The 18,077-nt window shown below is 37.1% G+C and carries 15 protein-coding genes; 4 read left to right on the top strand and 11 right to left on the bottom strand.

Going from position 1 to position 18,077, the window contains the following annotated elements; all coding sequences use genetic code 11:
• Positions 1–8: 8 nt before the first annotated feature.
• The 5 genes from WC644_10080 to gatE all read right to left on the bottom strand — a co-directional run bounded on the left by WC644_10080 (position 9) and on the right by gatE (position 7,217).
• Positions 9–2,528: a TonB-dependent receptor gene (locus WC644_10080; GenBank protein MFA5012284.1), complete on the bottom strand. Its 2,520-nt coding sequence runs from the start codon at positions 2,526–2,528 to the stop codon at positions 9–11.
• Positions 2,529–2,625: 97 nt separating this feature from the next.
• Entirely contained in the window at positions 2,626–3,162 is a 537-nt protein-coding gene (locus WC644_10075) for an NUDIX hydrolase (GenBank protein ID MFA5012283.1), read from the bottom strand.
• An 82-nt stretch (positions 3,163–3,244) separates the two neighbouring features.
• Positions 3,245–3,676, bottom strand: a complete 432-nt coding sequence (locus tag WC644_10070; protein ID MFA5012282.1) for a hypothetical protein — start codon at positions 3,674–3,676, stop codon at positions 3,245–3,247.
• A gap of 233 nt (positions 3,677–3,909) precedes the next feature.
• Complete coding sequence (gene gatD / locus WC644_10065) at positions 3,910–5,295, bottom strand: Glu-tRNA(Gln) amidotransferase subunit GatD (protein ID MFA5012281.1); 1,386 nt, start codon at positions 5,293–5,295, stop codon at positions 3,910–3,912.
• Positions 5,295–7,217 carry a Glu-tRNA(Gln) amidotransferase subunit GatE gene (gatE, locus tag WC644_10060; protein MFA5012280.1) on the bottom strand — a complete coding sequence of 641 codons (1,923 nt, stop codon included), beginning with the start codon at positions 7,215–7,217 and terminating at the stop codon, positions 5,295–5,297. The genes gatD and gatE overlap by 1 nt, the downstream gene beginning before the upstream one ends.
• Before the next feature lie 376 nt (positions 7,218–7,593).
• Between gatE and WC644_10055 the strand changes: the two genes are divergently transcribed.
• The 3 genes from WC644_10055 (at position 7,594) to WC644_10045 (ending at position 9,989) form a co-directional block, all read left to right on the top strand.
• Positions 7,594–8,409 (top strand): ZIP family metal transporter, encoded by an 816-nt coding sequence (locus WC644_10055; protein MFA5012279.1) that lies wholly within the window; start codon positions 7,594–7,596, stop codon positions 8,407–8,409.
• Positions 8,410–8,496: 87 nt separating this feature from the next.
• Positions 8,497–9,258, top strand: a complete 762-nt coding sequence (locus tag WC644_10050) for a class I SAM-dependent methyltransferase (protein MFA5012278.1) — start codon at positions 8,497–8,499, stop codon at positions 9,256–9,258.
• 170 nt (positions 9,259–9,428) lie between these two features.
• Positions 9,429–9,989, top strand: coding sequence for a DUF5655 domain-containing protein (locus WC644_10045; protein ID MFA5012277.1), 561 nt, complete (start codon positions 9,429–9,431; stop codon positions 9,987–9,989).
• Between the two features lie 11 nt (positions 9,990–10,000).
• Here the strand turns inward: WC644_10045 and WC644_10040 are convergent, their stop codons facing one another.
• The 6 genes from WC644_10040 to WC644_10015 form a co-directional block, all read right to left on the bottom strand.
• Positions 10,001–11,197 (bottom strand): glycosyltransferase family 9 protein, encoded by a 1,197-nt coding sequence (locus tag WC644_10040; protein ID MFA5012276.1) that lies wholly within the window; start codon positions 11,195–11,197, stop codon positions 10,001–10,003.
• Between the two features lie 65 nt (positions 11,198–11,262).
• The gene (gene ispE, locus WC644_10035; GenBank protein ID MFA5012275.1) at positions 11,263–12,120 is read right to left on the bottom strand and encodes a 4-(cytidine 5'-diphospho)-2-C-methyl-D-erythritol kinase; all 858 of its coding nucleotides are present in this window, start codon (positions 12,118–12,120) and stop codon (positions 11,263–11,265) included.
• A 77-nt stretch (positions 12,121–12,197) separates the two neighbouring features.
• Entirely contained in the window at positions 12,198–13,202 is a 1,005-nt protein-coding gene (locus tag WC644_10030) for a beta-ketoacyl-ACP synthase III (GenBank protein MFA5012274.1), read from the bottom strand.
• A gap of 4 nt (positions 13,203–13,206) precedes the next feature.
• Positions 13,207–15,723 (bottom strand): ATP-dependent Clp protease ATP-binding subunit, encoded by a 2,517-nt coding sequence (locus WC644_10025; protein MFA5012273.1) that lies wholly within the window; start codon positions 15,721–15,723, stop codon positions 13,207–13,209.
• A gap of 4 nt (positions 15,724–15,727) precedes the next feature.
• Positions 15,728–16,177 carry a BrxA/BrxB family bacilliredoxin gene (locus WC644_10020; GenBank protein ID MFA5012272.1) on the bottom strand — a complete coding sequence of 150 codons (450 nt, stop codon included), beginning with the start codon at positions 16,175–16,177 and terminating at the stop codon, positions 15,728–15,730.
• A gap of 42 nt (positions 16,178–16,219) precedes the next feature.
• Complete coding sequence (locus tag WC644_10015; GenBank protein MFA5012271.1) at positions 16,220–17,065, bottom strand: prolyl oligopeptidase family serine peptidase; 846 nt, start codon at positions 17,063–17,065, stop codon at positions 16,220–16,222.
• 146 nt (positions 17,066–17,211) lie between these two features.
• Between WC644_10015 and WC644_10010 the strand changes: the two genes are divergently transcribed.
• Positions 17,212–17,967 carry a hypothetical protein gene (locus tag WC644_10010; protein MFA5012270.1) on the top strand — a complete coding sequence of 252 codons (756 nt, stop codon included), beginning with the start codon at positions 17,212–17,214 and terminating at the stop codon, positions 17,965–17,967.
• Positions 17,968–18,077: the final 110 nt, after the last annotated feature.

The raw sequence follows: 18,077 nt of genomic DNA, 5'->3' as shown, positions 1-18,077 counted from the left end.
AACTATTATTAGAACTCCTGACCTTCCCTATCCATATTCTCTTCCTGCTGCTGCGGCTTTCTTTTCTGCTTCTTATCGTCAGTACCAATCCTGTACGTAAATGTCAGGAAAAATGTCCTGCCATCCCTTCTTCTGTACGAATCTCTTGTAAAAGTGCTTGTACTCTGACTAAAACCAAAGCCCATAGTATTAAGAAGGTCTCTAATTCTGAAGCCAATACTCATACGCTTCTGAAGGAAGTCTTTCTTTACTGTAAAATCAAGTGACTGCATAGGATTGAATGTACCCTGCGTCGTAACATTTAGACCCTGATAAAAATATGAAAGCTGAACATCAAACAAATCCTTGAATGACATGTTAGAAATTAGCTTCGCAGTCCAGGAATACCCGCTGTTGTCAATTTCAGCCGATTGAATATTACCGTCAAGCTCAGACCTGAAGTAAGAGGCGCTTGCGTTAACGTTCCACCACTTAGCAAGCGAGCCGGAACCAATAAGCTCCACGCCATAGTTTCTTGCTTGAGAAAGATTTTCGGGTTTATTGGTCGCAACACCATTAGAATCAAACACTGAATACCTTGTAATTACGTCTGTTGTTAACCTGTAAAAGACAGAAGACGTAAGAGTAAACGCCGTGAAATATTTAACCGCTCCGACTTCCACACCATTAACATATTCCGGCTTTAAATCGGGATTACCTGTTCTCAAGTTCTGAGGATCTGTTCTAATAACGAATGGATTTAGACTCCATAAGCTTGGTCTGTTAATACGTCTCGTGAAGCTTGCCTGCAATTCAAAATCATCCGAAAGACCTTGCTTAACGAACACACTCGGGAAGAAACTAAAATAGCTGTTATCATAATTCTGAGAAGTAACAAGCTGCTCTGATTTAGTGAATGTCTGCTCAAGCCTTAAACCAATCTGATAACCGAACCTTTTAATCTTATCCTCGAAGGTACCATAAACGGCATGTATCTGTTCATTGTAAGAAAAATCGTTGCTAACTGAAGCATCGGTATTAAAAACATTTGTGCTGTAGTTTAAAGTATCGAGTCTATAGTTATCATCAGTATTCCTTATCTGAGACCTGAAACCAAGTTCAAACTTACTTACAAGCTTGAACCCGTGTGCTTCGTCAATTTTCAAAGGATGGACATAATCACCCTGCACAGAAAAGGACCTGTACTTACTATCTAAATATTCCTTCTGTATGTTCGGCGTATTATTAACAGGGATGCTGTTATAATTCATATACTGCCTGTTAGAATTTATGTCCCCTTTCTCATTTGAAGTTGAGAACTGAGAAGATATAGTTAAGTCCTGAAACTTCTTATTAAAATTGAGTTTGTAATTTAAATTAGCATCGATTCCGTCTTCAGTTTCTTCATCAGCAACATGCATGTCATAGAAGAAAGTAGGATTAAGCAATTTATCAAAGTTCTTATAATTGGTAAGTTCATTTCTATTCCTATCCCTATTGCTGTAACTCAGTGACATGCCAAGATAGTTTTCTTTATTTATGTCAAAATCAAAGCCAACGGTTCCAAAATGCGACCTCATTTTGTTGAACATATTAGATGAAGTATTAAGAGCAAACATTGAATCACTTAAGAAGTTATTGCTTCTTGAAACACCGGAAGCATCCATATTAAATGACCTGTAACTGTAATTACCGTAAAGATTCCATTTGCCGGTACGGTATGAAAGACCCGTAGAAAGATTGTATTTGTCGCCTGTACCTGCGTTCAAACTCAAATTATACGTATAACCGGTTTTCGATTCCGTCTTCCCTTTCTTAAGAACGATGTTTATAATACCGGACATGCCCTCGGGGTCGTATTTTGCTGATGGATTATTAATGATTTCAATCCTGTCGACAGTATTTGCCGGAATAGATTCAAGAACACCGATAGGGTCAGTAGATAAAAGACCAGAGGGTTTACCGTTAATTAAAATCTTTACGTTACCGCTGCCCCTTAAACTAATCCTTCCATCGCTGTCTATCGTAACAGAGGGAACGTTCTTTAAAACATCCGTAACGGAACCGCTTTCGCTGTTAATATCCTTCTCGACATTGAATACCTTCTTATCGACTCCCATCTCCATAAAGTTCTGCTCAGCCTCAACAGTAATCTCAGACGTCACAAATTCGTCGCCTGCTTTAATCTTAATATCTCCAAGACTCACCTCCGGTGACTCAAGAGAGACAAATACTTCTTTTAACTTTGAAGTATTGTAACCAATAGATGAAACTCTTACTTCATACTTACCGGGTTTAAAATCGGCAATAACAAAATTTCCATCTTTATCGGTTGCAGTACCTTTTACTAATTTTGTTGTATCATTTGTTGAAAAAATCTGCACGGTAGCAGCTTCGATAGGATTCCCTGAATCAAAATCAATTATTCTTCCTGCAAGTTTAGTTTTTACTCCGGATAAATCTTTTTTCCTGTTCGCTTCTTGAAGGTCTTGTGCAACTAGACTAACACTTAATATAGCGACAAGAACCAAGGATAATAAGTATCTCATTTTATAATAATTTTAATAGTTAACATCAAATCTAACAACATTAATTATGGTTTGATTCCATTAAAATTAGACAATTATTAGGGTAAATGGGTTTAAATTAAAGGAAATTTTTTCTCGTCATTGACCATACTGCCATCGACATACCGTCATGAATTTCATTTGAGATAATTTTCTCTTCAATTTTCCCGGGTTCGAGGAAAAGATGCACAAATTCTTCCTGCTCATCTTTAATCTCTTTTTCGGATTTGAATAAATTTCTTGCTATATAAACATGACAGTATTCACTTGTAATTCCGTTATAAGGATTGAATTTCCCAATTTTCTGCAGTTCACCATCGAATCCGGTTTCTTCGATTAGTTCTTTATGCGCTATCACTTCGGGATTTTGACCGGGCTTCATACCTCCTGCAGGAAATTCGATGCTGAATCTTTTGTTTAAATAACGATACTGATTGACGAGTATAATTTTACCGTCATTCATAACCGGTACAATCATTACAGAACCGCCGGTATACACATAATGGTATTCATATTCGCGTCCATTCGGGATATAACATTTATCTAAACGGTATTCCCACCAGGGATTACTAAATAATGTTTTACTTGATTTAGACTTCCACTCTTTTAATTCCATTTTTTCATGAAGACATGTAAATAATTTAAGCATAAAAAATCCCGTGATAAGACCAAAATAATCACGGGATTAAAAATAAAAGTTACTTTTTAGTATCTTCTTTCTTTATGTCTTTCTTTTCATCTTTTTTAACTTCTTCAGTACTTTCTGTAGTTTTCTTTTTCACGATCCTTTTAGGCTTAACTTTGCAAACCTTTTCTTTTTCCTTCGGCCACATTGTCAGCTGGTCTTTTGTAAGAATTTTTTCTATTTTACTCATAGTTTCGTCGTGCATTTTTTTCATAGATTCATTCTTTGCATCTTTGGACATTTTGGTCATGTCCGTACCTTCCATTTTCTTTGCGGCTTCAAGGAAAATTGAATAAACGCTGTTGTACTGTTCATTCGTAAGCTTTAATTTCTTGTAAAGATAATCAGCTCTTGCACCCGCGATATCACCGGGGAAGTTTTTAGCAAAAAGATTAGCTGAGACAAACAATGCTGCAACAACCAGCATCAAAAGAATTTTTTTCATCGTTTGAATTAAATTTAATTTAAAAGTTGTTAAATTAGTTATACAAATACGTATAGTCAATATACTTAGTCAATACCCTTTTTGTTTCATTAATCTCTCAAAAAGAAACAATTAAATACACCTGCTAAAGATGTAATTCTCGGACCAGATCTATTATAGAAGCCGTGAAGACAAAACGTTTTGTTGCTCACAATTAATGAACTACTAAATATCTTTTAAATGATGGGGAATATTTATTTCCTGTGTTCCGATATAAATTCTTCTACTTCGGGTATTCCGCCCTGATAAATTAAATAACCATTGCTTGGTTCGCGTTCTGTTATTTCACCGTTAATAGGTGTCAACATTATTTTCTTTATCTCGTCAAGATTTTCAGACTGACCTAATGCCCAACCCAGTTTAACGTAAGCAACTTCAGGAAGCATGTTAGCAGTAGGAACTACTCCAAGTTCCATCATGTCGCGACCTGTATCATAGACATACATCTGAACATAACCCCAGAGAGTTTGGACAGTCATGTAAACTGCAATGTTCTTTTCTTTTGCCCTTTTTAAAGCAGGATATAAGGGTTTATTTACATGCCCAAGACCTGTACCGGCAATTATAATGCCTCTATAATCATTGTCTATTAGCGAATCAATTATATCGCGTTTCATGTTAGGATAATAATAAACAATACCTACTCTTTCTTCGAACGCAGTGTTAATTACAACATCTTTATCGTCACGTCTTCTTTTGTAATCTTGTCTTAATGGTTTTATTTCAGTTCTGCTAACCATAGCGACGGGAATGTCGCCAATGGTTCTGAACGTGGAACGGTAAGAAGAGTGCATTTTTCTCACTCTTGTTCCTCTGTGAAGTAATCCGTATTCATCGGATGTTGGACCAAACATACATACAAGGACCTCGGCAATATCACTTTCAGCAGCAGTCTTAACGCTGTGCATTAGATTCAAAGCTGCATCGGATGAAGGTCTGTCGCTTGAACGTTGAGAGCCAACCATAACAATTGGTACGGGAGAATTCTGAACCATAAAAGAAAGTGCAGCGGCAGTGTGATGCATAGTATCAGTTCCATGACCAATTACAATCCCATGGATACCTTTTTTGATTTCAGCACCTATAGCTTTAGCAGTTCCAATCCACTGTTCGGGTCCCATGTTCTCACTAAAAACACCGTAAAGCTTTTCTGTATTGAGATTGCAAATATCGGCAAGTTCTGGTACTGAACCGTAAAGTTCACCGGGTGTGAATGCAGGAATAACAGCGCCTGTTCTGTAATCGAGCCTACTGGCTATAGTTCCGCCTGTTCCCAAAAGCTTGACGTTTGGTTTTGCCGGGTCAAAAGGAAATTCTTTTTCGGGTATTTTATAAATTGCTTCTTTACGCCCTTCAACTTTTATGTTTTTGACACTATTAGCAAGTATACCAACGTTATAACCAGAGCGTAATTTTAAAACTATATGAAGGTCATCGGCGGTTTCGGATCGCGGTAATATAATACCAACGAAATCGGCTCTGGGAGTAGCAATAACAACATCACACCAAACAAGTGCCTCGAACTTCTTTAAGACTTTTAAGGCTTTACCCTTATATCCTTTGTACATGTCATCTGCCATTATTTGTCATCCTTTCTTGATTTTGGAATCAAATCAGTTACCTCTTTACCATCAATTCTGCCTCTGACTATATTCATCACCAATCCTTTAAGTACAAAATCGCGCTTATCATTATTGTACAATTTCTTTCTTTTTAATTCTGTTTCACAGCTTTTAATAATAGTATTTGCTTCCTTAGCTTTGATTTTAGAGGGCAGATTCTGTGCTTCAAAAAGACCTGATTTTACCGAATCGTGCATTACTTTAAGAATTCCCTCTTTAGCTAATAACCCGTCCTTGTAAGCTTTTAAAATATCTTTTAGCAATTTTGGATCAAAGTCCTCAAACTTAAGTCCCATTTTCTTCAATCTCTTGGGATACTGAATTAATACTACTGCTGCTAATTTTGGGTTTAATTTCCATTTATTAACAACTTCTTCGAACAGGTTTGCAAATTTCGAAATTGCAAGCGGTTCGATTAAATCAACAGGAACACCAAGTTCATTATACAATTTAATTCTATCACAGAAAAAACCGGGCAGTTTTGATTCTATTGATTTTATTCTTTCGGGCAAAATTCTCTTGGGCGGTAAATCAGTATCAGGATACATCCTTTCCGGTCCGGGCAAAATTCGTTCAAAGCCTGTCGTTCCGTCTTTCAATGCCTGCCTTGTTTCCGAAGGAATACCTACAGTGGCTTCTTTTGCCCGAATGGCTATTTCTTTCATGGCAGTGTCAACATCCATTCCATTTCCCCAAACTATAACTACAGTGTCATTCTCAACCGCACCTACTGCTTTCTTAACTTTCTGCCATTCTGCAATTGATATTGTTTCGGAAGTGCTGTCTGAATGTATTATATTAGGAAGAGAAGTGAGGCAAGCCACTACCCTTACTCTATCGGATATTTCTTTTGAGAAATAAGTTTCGGTCTGTGTCTGCCAATTCAGCAATCCTTTAAACCCACGAAGGATAACTGAACCAATTATCATTTCCTCGTTGAGTGCATTTGAAATCGGAAGGTATTTTGTTTTTCTTAAGATTCTTGTGATGTTATCATGTTTTGAGGTGAAGGTTTCCGGTGTAATGTTTCTATTTTGTAATTCTTCTTTCAATCTGAGTAAGTTCCATTGTCGCATAGCTTCATTATACGTAAGCAACGGAATTCTTTTTAGACTCGGAACACCTTTTATTTCGATTCGTGTACCACCTGTTACGGATACATTAACATCTTCCCTTGCTGCACCAGCTCCGGTTCTTACTTTCCCCGTACTCTTTACTATATTGCTTAGAATCTTGCCTACTTCAGCTACCTCTAACGGAGTTTTCATGTCAGGTGCAGTAACTGTCTCAATTAGTGGCATTCCGAGCCTGTCAGCTATATATACTCTTCTATGTTCGTGGTCGCTTACTTCCCTGCAGGAATCTTCCTCAATAGATAGTTGAATTATATTTATTTCTCTGTCTTTATACGGGATTCGCCCTCCAATACTGATAATAGCTGTCCTTTGAAAGCCCGTCGGGATACTGCCGTCAAGATATTGTTTTCTTGCAATGTGAATTTCGTCAGTAGTTGCGCTTTTGTAGAGTAAAGCAATTTCAAGGGCAATATCTAAAGCCTGCTCATTTATTTCAAATGGAGGTGTATCGTCCATTTCATAAGTACATACTGTTTCTCTGTTGATATGATAAATAATATCTTTCTTTGTCTTAAATTCCATCAATGCGGTTCCGTCGTATTCACCAAGTTCGGAAAGTGTTGGACGCATGTGCCTTAATATTTCAGCATCGAACTTATGATTGTACTTTCCAGCAGGACATCTGCAGAAAAGCTTTTTCTCAGTAAGAAGCTGTTGATGAATTTCAAGACCAGATTTAAAACCGACAAGCTTATAATCCTCATCAGTCATTTTATCAAATGGTTTAAATACAAAATCTATCATCTGTGAATATACGAGGTTTTGAGGTTAATCAATTTTTTCATAATCATAAAATTACCAAAAAGGGTTGTCATTTTAAAGACAATTATTAATAAATAATGAAACTTCAAAGACTCCTCTTATTAAGTTCTATAGAATAAACACTCGTATTTTTTAGTAAAATATCACTTAATTATAAACACTTTCGAATATATTATTAGTTAAGGGGTAATTTTTCTGCAACTACCAGAAATATAATGGAAAATTGAGATTCAAAATATTTCATTTCAGATTTACTTGATTTTTTTAAGGGATTTAACGATTATATTTTTTAAAGTAAAAACAATTTAAAAATAAATTATTTAGCATTGTTATATAAAGGAATGGGGAAAAATAAAAGATGAAGTTTGAGTATTTACTTGAGTACAATCCGGTATTATTAGCACTCCTAGCGACACTTTTTACATGGGGAGTTACGGCTCTCGGCTCAGCGATGGTATTTTTCTTTAAATCAATAAATAAGAAAGTATTAAATTCCATGCTTGGATTTGCTGCGGGAGTAATGATAGCCGCAAGTATCTGGTCACTGCTAATGCCTTCGATTGAAATGGCTGAGGCAAACGGCTCAATCGCATGGGTTCCGGCATTTGTTGGATTTTTATGCGGAGGTGCATTTTTATACTTAGTTGACAGAATATTGCCGCATCTGCATATGGGACTATCAACAGAAAAAGCAGAAGGTATAAAGACATCCTGGCAACGAAGTGTGCTTTTAATACTTGCTATCACACTGCATAATATTCCTGAAGGTCTCGCGGTCGGTGTAGCATTTGGAGCAATTGCCATAAATGCCGACCCAAGTGTTGCTGCGGGAGCAGTTGCGTTAGCGATAGGTATCGGATTACAGAATTTTCCTGAGGGTGCTGCTGTATCTATTCCACTAAGACGCGAAGGATTTTCAAGGACAAAAGCATTTTATTACGGTCAATTATCGGGAATTGTTGAACCGATTGCAGGTGTAATAGGTGCGTATTTAGTACTGGCAATTACACCACTTCTTCCGTATGCACTATCATTCGCTGCGGGTGCGATGATTTTTGTTGTGGTGGAGGAATTAATACCCGAATCACAAACAGGAAATGAAACGGATTTATCAACCATTGGAGCGATGATGGGATTTGCAACAATGATGCTACTTGATGTTGCATTAGGATAAGCTTCTATGTATGTTTTCCGAAGAATGATATAATGCATTATCTTGAAACTTGAGAGCATTATATATATGTTTGAATAAAAAAACATTATGAAACAGTGGTACGAAGAATTATTCGAGAATTACGCTCACAAGTATGATAATGAAGCTTTTACACAAGGCACACTCGGTGAATGTGATTTTATAGAATCTGAATTAGGATACAATAAGAAATTCAGAATACTTGATATAGGCTGTGGTACGGGTAGACATTCAATAGAGCTCGCGAGTAGAGGATATACTGTAGTGGGGATTGATTTGTCGGATTCTCAAATTAATCGTGCTAAGGAAAAAGCGGCTGAATCGAATCTTGAAATAGACTTCCAAAAGAATGACGCAAGGAACTTGCCGTTCGTTGACGAATTTGACGCCGCTATTATGATTTGCGAAGGCGGATTTTCGTTGATGGAAACAGACGAGATGAATTACAGCATTTTGCAGAATGCAGCACGTTCTCTAAAGAAAGACGGTAAATTAATTTTTACTGCATTGAACGCTTTATTTCCTCTCTTTCATTCGGTGAAAGATTTTATTGAATCACAAGCAAAGGAAGGAAACTCAACATGCACCAGCTTCTCCTTTGATTTATTGACTTTCAGGGATAATGATACAACAACATTCGAGGATGATTCGGGGAACAAAAAGGAGTTGATCTGCAATGAGCGTTATTATGTGCCCTCTGAAATTACATGGCTTCTCAAATCGCTTGAGTTTAGAACAATAGATATATTCGGTTCAAAGCTGGGTAAATTCAGCAGAAATGATAAATTAACAACCGAAGATTTCGAGATGCTGGTTATAGCACAAAAATAGGAAGTAAACAGTGAGTAAAATATATGTACCTGCTAAAAGCCTCACTGCTCTTCATACTTCTTTTAGCTGAATCACTATTTCTTCTTTAAGATGATTAATAAAACTTTTTAATGATATTTTAATGTTATATATTCAATAATATTAATGATTTTTAAAAATGAGAACAATAAATGAGTAACATAGAAAATGCCGAAAAAACAATGATTGACAATCTGTTAAAAAACTCGGGTAAATCACTCGAACAATGGATTGATATTGTTAAAAAACAGAATTTCCAGAAACACGGGGAGATAGTTAGGTTTCTGAAGGAGACGCATTCTTTAACTCACGGATATGCAAATTTAGTCGCACATAAGTCAAAAGGCTCTGATGCCGGTTCGGCTGAGAATAAGGATGAACTTATTGAGAAGCAATACAAGGGTAAAGAACATTTCAAAACAATTTATGAGAAGCTCCACGCAGAGATTTTAAAGTTCGGAAATGATGTAGAAGTCGCCCCTAAGAATGCATACGTTGCATTTCGCCGGAAAAGACAATTTGCAATGTTAACACCCGCAACAAAGACACGTTTTGAAATCGGACTGAATCTGAAAGGTGAACCGGTACAAGGAAAGCTTGAATCGGCGGGGTCTAACATGATGTGCTCTCATAGAATAAATTTATCATCAGTAAAGGAAATCAACAAAGAAGTTATAAACTGGATTAGAATGTCTTATGAAAGGGCAGGCTGAAAAAGCAGAATTCAATCAAGAACTTTCAGTTCGTCGGGGAAAAGTTCGGGATTCAAAGCCTTTCTGATATGAATAAATACATCATCGACTGAAATATGGCTCATGCAAGTAGGAGCTTTGCAACCGTAATCATGACCAAGATAAAGACATGGACTGCAGTATTTATCACTCTGAATTAATACTGTATTCTTGCTGTAAGCTCCCCATTTGGCTGGATTTGTGGGACCGTGCAAGCCCATAGTTTTAGTACCCATGCAAGATGCCAAATGAAGAATACCGGTATTGCTGCAAACGATAAGCGTAACTCTTTTAATCAATGCGACAACATCATCGAGAGAAAACATTCCTGCAATGTTTATTATTTTATTTGTGTTACCGTATATCTTTCTAAGCCCGCTTTCCAGTTCATTGCATTTATGTTTTTCATTGGGTGCACCTGTAATGAGTAATACAATCTCATTATTGTAATCAACCAACCTTTTTCCAAGTGCAACATAGCTCTGGATATCCCATTCTCTCGGGGCTCCTAACCCCCCGCAACCGGGATGGAGGGTAATAACGGTCCTTCCATTTAAATCTTTTTCTCTGAAGAATTCAGATGCAGTGTCTTCATTCTTTTCAGTGAGAAAATACTCAAGGACATAGTCGCTTTGATATACCAGAACAAACAGCGGTGTCAACAAATCTATAAAAGTATCGAGCTCATGTTTTTCACGTGAATGATTAATAACGCGGTTAAACATAATATGCTTATACTGCCCGGGAGTTTTAAAACCAATAGAAAACTGATAACGAAGTAATGCGATAATAATCGCGCTTATCCGTGACCATTGTTCAGTATCGATAATGATAGAGTACTTGTTTTTTCTTAAAGAAAATATCATACGGAGAAACTTCAATGGATTTTTCAGATAGCTGTGAACATTCTCAACGAGGACTCTATCGACATAAGGAACTTTACGAATAATAGATTCATTTATTTCCGAACAAAGAAATGTGATTTCCGCTTTCGGGTATGCTCTGCGGAGGGTCCTGAGCATTGGAATCAGCATAATACTGTCACCTATTGCAGCAAATTTGACAACGAGAATTTTGTTTACATCGTAAGCAGGGAATGATTTTCTTCTTTTAAACAACAGGGCAAGAACCATGAGAATTGGTATGCCGAGAATCCTGTCTAATTTACGATAAAGAAGCTTACGATTCATTAAATTGTTTTAAGAAGATATTTTGTAAATTAAGCATAAACAAAGAAACTTACAAAATATTTAATTCAAGCAATTGCAGTAAAGTATCCTGACATTCTGTATTCTTTAACAGCATAATTTAATTTATCCTTATCACTTCGATCAAAAAAACCATAAATAACAGCACCACTACCGCTCATCGATGAAAAGACGGCACCTCTTTTATACAGGTCATCTTTAATTTTTTCGAGAATGGGATATATAGGAAAAACTACTTTTTCAAAATCATTGACAAAATATTCTATGTTTTCGAGATTAAATTCAGTCACTTTATTCAAGACTTGATTTTTAACGTAATCATTCGATAATCCCAGACTTTCGTAAGCCAATTTAGTTGATACATGCTGATTGGGATTAACGAGTAGAATATCATAATTCAAAATAAAGTTGTTCAGTAGCTGCAGATATTCCCCTTTACCAGTAGCGTAACAAGGTTTCTGTACAAGGAAAAAAGGAACATCGCTTCCAACTTCAAGAGCACATTGTATAAGTTTCTCTTTTTCCGCAGTAATATTGATATTAAAGTATTTCACCAAAAATCTTAATACAGCACCGGCGTCCGAGCTCCCGCCGCCAAGTCCTCCACCAATTGGTATATTTTTCCTGAGTTTAATTTCTAACTTATAATTGTCTTTAATCCGAAAGGCTTTAAAGAATGACTGCACCGCTTTAAAGCAGGTGTTATTCTTATTAAGATGAACAGAGTTTTTTTCAGTTCTGATAATTATGGAATTTGTACCTGCATCAGATTTACGAATTTGAACAAACAACTCATCATAAAGTTTTACGGGATAAAATATAGTCTCCAGGTTGTGGTAACCGTCGTCTCTCTTGCTTAAAATTCTTAAGCCAATATTTATTTTTGCAGGTGCTTTTATTAACATATTAATTATATAATAAAGGTATTGTTTAATAACATAAATGCAATTACAACAATACCTTTTTAAAATTAAAAACTATTCTATATTGCCCATTTAATGTAAACTGAGCCCCAGGTGTAACCGGCACCAAAGCTAGTAAGTATTAAATTATCTCCTTTTTTTAATTTACCTGCGTAATAGTACTCAGAAACACAAGAAGGAATTGTTGCTGATGTTGTATTACCGTATTTATCAATATTTACCATAACTTTATCCAAGCTTACACCCATTCTATCCGCTGTTGCCTGAATGATTCGCATGTTTGCCTGATGAGGAACGAGATATGCAACGTCCTCAGATTTCAGGTTATTCTTTTCCATGATTTCAACCGACACGTCAGCCATGCCTTTTACAGCAGCCTTGAAAACAACCTTTCCGTCCTGTCGGACGAAATGCATCTTCTTATCTACTGTTTCATGTGAAGCAGGATTAAGACTTCCTCCGCCGGGTTGATTAAGAAAATCTTTTCCGGAGCCGTCAACGTGAAGGATGTGGTCGAGGATACCGATTGACTTGTCTTCCGTCGGTTCGAGTAAAAACGCTGCCGCAGCGTCACCAAACAAAATGCAGTTGTTTCTGTCAGACATATCAGCTAAGACCTGCATTTTATCGGCACCTATAATAAGTACATTTTTATAAGCACCGCTTTGAATAAACTGAATAGCAGTTGAAAGCCCAAAGATAAACCCGGAACATGCTGCTGAAATGTCAAAACCGAATGCTTTCTTTGCACCGATAGCCTCAGCTACTAAGATTGCAGTTGCAGGATACATCATATCCGGGGTAACAGTTGTAACAATGATAAGATCAAGTTCTTCCGCAGACATGCCTCTCTTTTCGAGAGCCATTTTTGCAGCTCTGATTGCCATGTAGGAAGTAGGCTGGTCAGGTTCAGTAAATCTTCTTTCGGAAATACCTGTTCTTGTTTTTATCCACTCATCAGTCGTATCAAGAAAACTTTCATAATACGAATTAGGGATTATTTTGTCGGGGAAAAAATGACCGACCGCGCTTATGTAAGCATTGTAAGGTCCTTTGTTGCTCATTTAATTATCCTTTATTTTCTTTAGATTCTTCAATTATTTCGTCGTTAGAGTCCGTGCTTGATGAGCTTGCCTTTGCGGGTTCGAAAATTATTTCTTCCGTTCCCCTTTTCAACCTAACACGTACTTTTGTGTTTTCTTTTATATTGCCCTTAAGAATTTCCTCACTCAAAGGATCTTCAAGATACTTTTGAATAACCCTTCTCAAAGGTCTCGCTCCATAATTCTGGTCGTATCCTTTATCTCCAAGAAATTCTTTTACCGGCTTTGTCAATTCAATCGTAATATTCTGATTGACAAGTCTCTTCTGCAGCGTTTCAACAGATATTTCAACTATTCTCAATATACTATCTCTTCCAAGTTGATGGAACACTATAAAATCGTCAATTCTATTTAAAAATTCAGGGGAAAAAACTTTCTTAACTGCATCGTTAATAGATGACTTCATTTTATCATATTTTGTCTCGTCTTTTGATTCACCAAAGCCGAATACCTTATCCATCTTAATATCACGCGTACCAATGTTTGAAGTCATAATAATTATTGTATTCTTGAAATCTACTTTCCTTCCAAGTCCATCAGTAAGCATTCCGTCATCAAGAACCTGCAGGAGTACGTTAAACGTGTCCGGATGTGCCTTCTCAACCTCATCAAGCAGAACAACACTGTAAGGTTTTCTTCTAACCTTTTCAGTTAACTGACCGCCCTCTTCATATCCTACATATCCGGGAGGAGCACCAACAAGCCTTGATACGTTAAACTTTTCCATGTATTCACTCATATCAACACGAATTAATGCATCCTCGGAATCGAAAAGGAATTTTGCAAGTTGTTTTGCAAGTTCCGTCTTTCCAACACCCGTCGGTCCAAGAAATATGAATGAGCCAATTGGTCTGTTCGGGTCTTTAAGTCCTGCTCTCGCTCTTCTTATTGATTTAGAAATCTTTTCTATCGATTCATCCTGACCGATTAAGACCTTCTTTAGATATTCTTCCATGTGAACAAGCCTCTTTGTTTCCGACTCTGCGACTTTGTTCACCGGAATACCTGTCATCATTGCTACTACGTCAGCAATACTCTGTTCTGAAACTTCATAGAATGTGTTCTGTGATTTTAAATCGAAATCGAATTTAGATTCTTCTAACCTTGCGATTAAACCCTTTTCTTTATCCCTTAGCTTGGCAGCTTCTTCATAATTCTGTGCTTTTATTACTTTCATTTTTTCCTGTTTAACAATATCAATTTCTTCTTCGAGTTTGGAAATATCCTCGGGAACCACAATATGAGCAAGGTGTACTCTTGATCCCGCTTCATCCATGACATCAATGGCTTTATCGGGAAGAAATCTATCAGAAATATAGCGGTCGCTGAGTCTTACAGCTTCTTCAATTGCTTTGTCTGTGTATCTAACTGAGTGATGCTCTTCATACTTACTTTTAATATTTGTTAATATCTGAATAGTTTCCTCGACAGAAGGCGGCTCTACCATAATTTTCTGGAATCGTCTATCCAGCGCACCGTCTTTCTCTATAAACTGTCTGTATTCATTCAAGGTAGTCGCACCAATACATTGAAGTTCGCCTCTTGACAATGCAGGTTTAAAAATATTAGATGCATCAAGAGAGCCGCTTGCACCACCTGCTCCGACTATTGTATGAAGTTCATCGATAAAAAGAATCACATCTTTTGCTTTTTCGAGCTCGTTCATCACGGCTTTCATTCTTTCTTCGAACTGACCTCTGTATTTTGTCCCGGCAACAAGAGCCGCTAAATCCAGGGATACAACTCTTTTATTGTGCAAAATTCTCGAAACAGTTTTCTGAACTATTCTTAATGCAAGCCCTTCCGCTATTGCTGTCTTTCCGACGCCCGGCTCACCGATAAGTATTGGGTTATTTTTCTTCCTCCTGCTTAAAACCTGAGCTACGCGTTCAATTTCTTTCTCGCGTCCAACGATAGGGTCGAGTTTATTTTCAGCTGCAAGTTTTGTTAAATCCCTCCCGAAATTGTCGAGTACGGGTGTTTTTGATTTATCGGTTTTTCTTTCAGATGTTTTACTCTGCTGTGAGGAGCCTGCAGCAGATTTTTGACCTGTAAGTATATTAACAAGTTCCGTCTTTACGCTGTCATATGTAACATTAAATTGATGAAGTATCTGCGATGCAAGGTTATCGTCTTCCCTGAGAATCGAAAGCATTAAATGTTCTGTTCCAATTATATCCGATTTAAAAAGCTTAGCTTCAAGGTATGTAATCTTTAATACTTTTTCTGCCTGCTTCGTCAAAGGAATGTTACCGATGGTTAAGGTACTGCCTGAATGTTTTACGGTTTCTTCTATGTTTTTCTTCAGGGCGTTTAAATCAACACCTAAATTCTTGAATATACTTATAGCAAGTCCTTCACCTTCTCTAAGTACTCCAAGCAGCAGGTGTTCAGTTCCAATATAATCATGCCCAAGTCTTATCGCTTCTTCCCTGCTTAGTCTGATTACTTCCTGTACTCTTTGAGAAAAATTACTGTCCATAACATTAATCCTTCCTGCAATTTTCCTGCAATAATTTAACGATTTTTTCTGCTACAACAAATTCATTCGTATTTTCGATTTCATGTCTTGGAATTAGTGATTTTAGTTTACCGTCTTTTAAAATTCCTATCTGCGGTGATGACGGCGGATTTGGTTCGAAATATCTTCTTACTTCGTTTACTGCTTCTTTTTCCATTCCTGCAAATGCAGTAAGAAGTCTGTCTGGAATTACATTGTTTTCCTCAGCCCATTTCATCGCAAGTTTCAAACCGGGTCTGGCTTTACCTGCTGCACATCCACATACAGAATTAACAAATACAAGTGCTGTTCCTTGAGTTCCTATTTCATTAATTACATCATTCTTATTTAGTAATTCTTTAAAGCCCAGAATCGTCACTTCTTCTCTCATCGGCTTAACTAAGTTTGGGTCATACATGCTGAATTCTATTTTCATTTTAGATTTGTAATAATTTTTTCTACTGATAAAACATATATATTATTTATTTAATTTCAAATATTTATAAAACCAATCTCTACGCAATTTTCTTACTGTATTTCGTTCTTTTCTAAGGTAATGGTCTCCATTTTCTATTGTTTCAAGCCTTAATTCGGCTCTTATATACTCTGATAGTTTTTTATACATTTGGACTGAATCCTGATAAGAGACTTTATCGTCTGCCGTTCCGTGAATCATCAGCAGGGGTACTTCCGGACGAATAGATTCAAAGAAATCGACAGCTGAGCGTTTTCCGATTTCTTCAAGAATTTTCTTCTCGTCGGCACCTTTGAAAAGCCCGTAGAACTTATCCTTTAGTTTCGAATTCTTTTCGAAATTGCTCCTTAAATCAGCGAGCCCTGCAACAACAATTGCACACTTTAAAAAGCTTAATTTAGTCAATAATTGATAAGTCATCATACCACCCCTGCTCCATCCTTCAACACCGATATTTTCACCGTCAAATGCAGGCATTTTCATCCCAATTTTAAGTATGTTAAGAATATCACCGATATCCCTGCCGCCGAATTCATCCTTTTGTCTATATTGTGATGCAACTACGATATATCCCCATGAAGCAATTTCACCGAGTATGCCTGATGCCAAAAAGTCGTCAAGCCTTCCGTTTTTTTCATCTCCTCCCCTATTCCAGAGAATTAGCGGATACCTTTTAGTTTCTGAGCTTTTTGGTTCGGCAATATATCCATCAACTAAATATCCTTCGGAATTATACAATACTCTTGAAATAATTACATTATTAGCAACATCCGCACTCCAACCTTTTTCAATAAGAGTTTTTTCGGATTCCGACAGATTAACTTGCTCTATTTCCTTTAAAGCACTCATTGTGTACATAATATATAAAATGAAAGATGTTTATAAGTCAATTTTCATTAACCCAAGATTTTCGCTTTTATCATAGAATTGACTTTTAAAATTAAACTCCATAATTTTAGTTAAGTAATTTTTCATAAACTTAATATTTTAATATTATGCAAGATGGAGAAAAACCAAAAAGCACTGCGGTACACGAAACCGGCCACGCTATAAACATCTCAAACTTCAAGACTCTAATTGATTACTGTTCTTCCTTTTCTGATAAATATAAACCCAGCAGGGAGGCATTGACGGTAGATCAAATGACGGCTTTATGGCAGACGGCGGATACGGCGCATCAGGCACTGACGACGGCAATTCAAAACGCGAAAGAGCCGATAAATCAAAGGGAAATTTTGTTTGAACCTGTTGATAAGCTCGTAACCCGCACGCTGAATTATTTTGAAAGCACTGAGGCAAGCGACCAGATTAAGCTCGATGCAAAGGGTCTTGCGGATAAGTACAGAGGGTTCAAAGTTAAAGTTAAAAAACTCCCCGATGGAACCTCAGACCCAAACGACGTAAGCCAAAGCCATCAAAGCTACGTAATGAAGGGTGATACTTTCAGACAACTTGTGGATTTATACAAAGCACAGCCCTTGTATTTGCCAAACGAACCGGAACTTGGAACGGCGGCTTTGGGCGATATTTCCCTCAGCATGAAAGCACTGAATGACGGAATAGGAGAGATTCTAGCTCCTATAGAAAATGCGAGAACAGCACGTGATACCGCACTCTACGCCGATAAAACGGGAATAATAGATATTTCACTTGCATGCAAAGATTACGTGCAAGGTGCATTCGGAGCGTCATCGCCGGAGGCAAAAATGGTTAGGGGGTTGGAGTTTACGAGGAAGAAGAAGTCAGCGTAATTAATCCGTTAGCCGGAGGAATTCAGTTTTTGAATCAGATTTAAAGGATTATGGGCGGGCAGGTTGCGATTATCGTCAGTCAGATTGCATTTTTGAACGCTCATAATCCT

Source organism: Ignavibacteria bacterium (genome assembly GCA_041649015.1).
GTDB lineage: Bacteria > Bacteroidota > Ignavibacteria > Tepidaquicellales > Tepidaquicellaceae > CAIKZJ01.
The sequence above is the reverse complement of the archived record's forward strand: the minus strand, read 5'-3'. Positions and strand labels throughout refer to the sequence as shown.

What these genes read in the sequence shown, in the direction of transcription:
- WC644_10080 (MFA5012284.1), bottom strand. Translation starts at nt 2,528, where the DNA reads ATGAGATACTTATTATCCTTGGTTCTTGTCGCTATATTAAGTGTTAGT.
- WC644_10075 (MFA5012283.1), bottom strand. Translation starts at nt 3,162, where the DNA reads ATGGAATTAAAAGAGTGGAAGTCTAAATCAAGTAAAACATTATTTAGT.
- WC644_10070 (MFA5012282.1), bottom strand. Translation starts at nt 3,676, where the DNA reads ATGAAAAAAATTCTTTTGATGCTGGTTGTTGCAGCATTGTTTGTCTCA.
- gatD (MFA5012281.1), bottom strand. Translation starts at nt 5,295, where the DNA reads ATGGCAGATGACATGTACAAAGGATATAAGGGTAAAGCCTTAAAAGTC.
- gatE (MFA5012280.1), bottom strand. Translation starts at nt 7,217, where the DNA reads ATGATAGATTTTGTATTTAAACCATTTGATAAAATGACTGATGAGGAT.
- WC644_10055 (MFA5012279.1), top strand. Translation starts at nt 7,594, where the DNA reads ATGAAGTTTGAGTATTTACTTGAGTACAATCCGGTATTATTAGCACTC.
- WC644_10050 (MFA5012278.1), top strand. Translation starts at nt 8,497, where the DNA reads ATGAAACAGTGGTACGAAGAATTATTCGAGAATTACGCTCACAAGTAT.
- WC644_10045 (MFA5012277.1), top strand. Translation starts at nt 9,429, where the DNA reads ATGAGTAACATAGAAAATGCCGAAAAAACAATGATTGACAATCTGTTA.
- WC644_10040 (MFA5012276.1), bottom strand. Translation starts at nt 11,197, where the DNA reads ATGAATCGTAAGCTTCTTTATCGTAAATTAGACAGGATTCTCGGCATA.
- ispE (MFA5012275.1), bottom strand. Translation starts at nt 12,120, where the DNA reads ATGTTAATAAAAGCACCTGCAAAAATAAATATTGGCTTAAGAATTTTA.
- WC644_10030 (MFA5012274.1), bottom strand. Translation starts at nt 13,202, where the DNA reads ATGAGCAACAAAGGACCTTACAATGCTTACATAAGCGCGGTCGGTCAT.
- WC644_10025 (MFA5012273.1), bottom strand. Translation starts at nt 15,723, where the DNA reads ATGGACAGTAATTTTTCTCAAAGAGTACAGGAAGTAATCAGACTAAGC.
- WC644_10020 (MFA5012272.1), bottom strand. Translation starts at nt 16,177, where the DNA reads ATGAAAATAGAATTCAGCATGTATGACCCAAACTTAGTTAAGCCGATG.
- WC644_10015 (MFA5012271.1), bottom strand. Translation starts at nt 17,065, where the DNA reads ATGAGTGCTTTAAAGGAAATAGAGCAAGTTAATCTGTCGGAATCCGAA.
- WC644_10010 (MFA5012270.1), top strand. Translation starts at nt 17,212, where the DNA reads ATGCAAGATGGAGAAAAACCAAAAAGCACTGCGGTACACGAAACCGGC.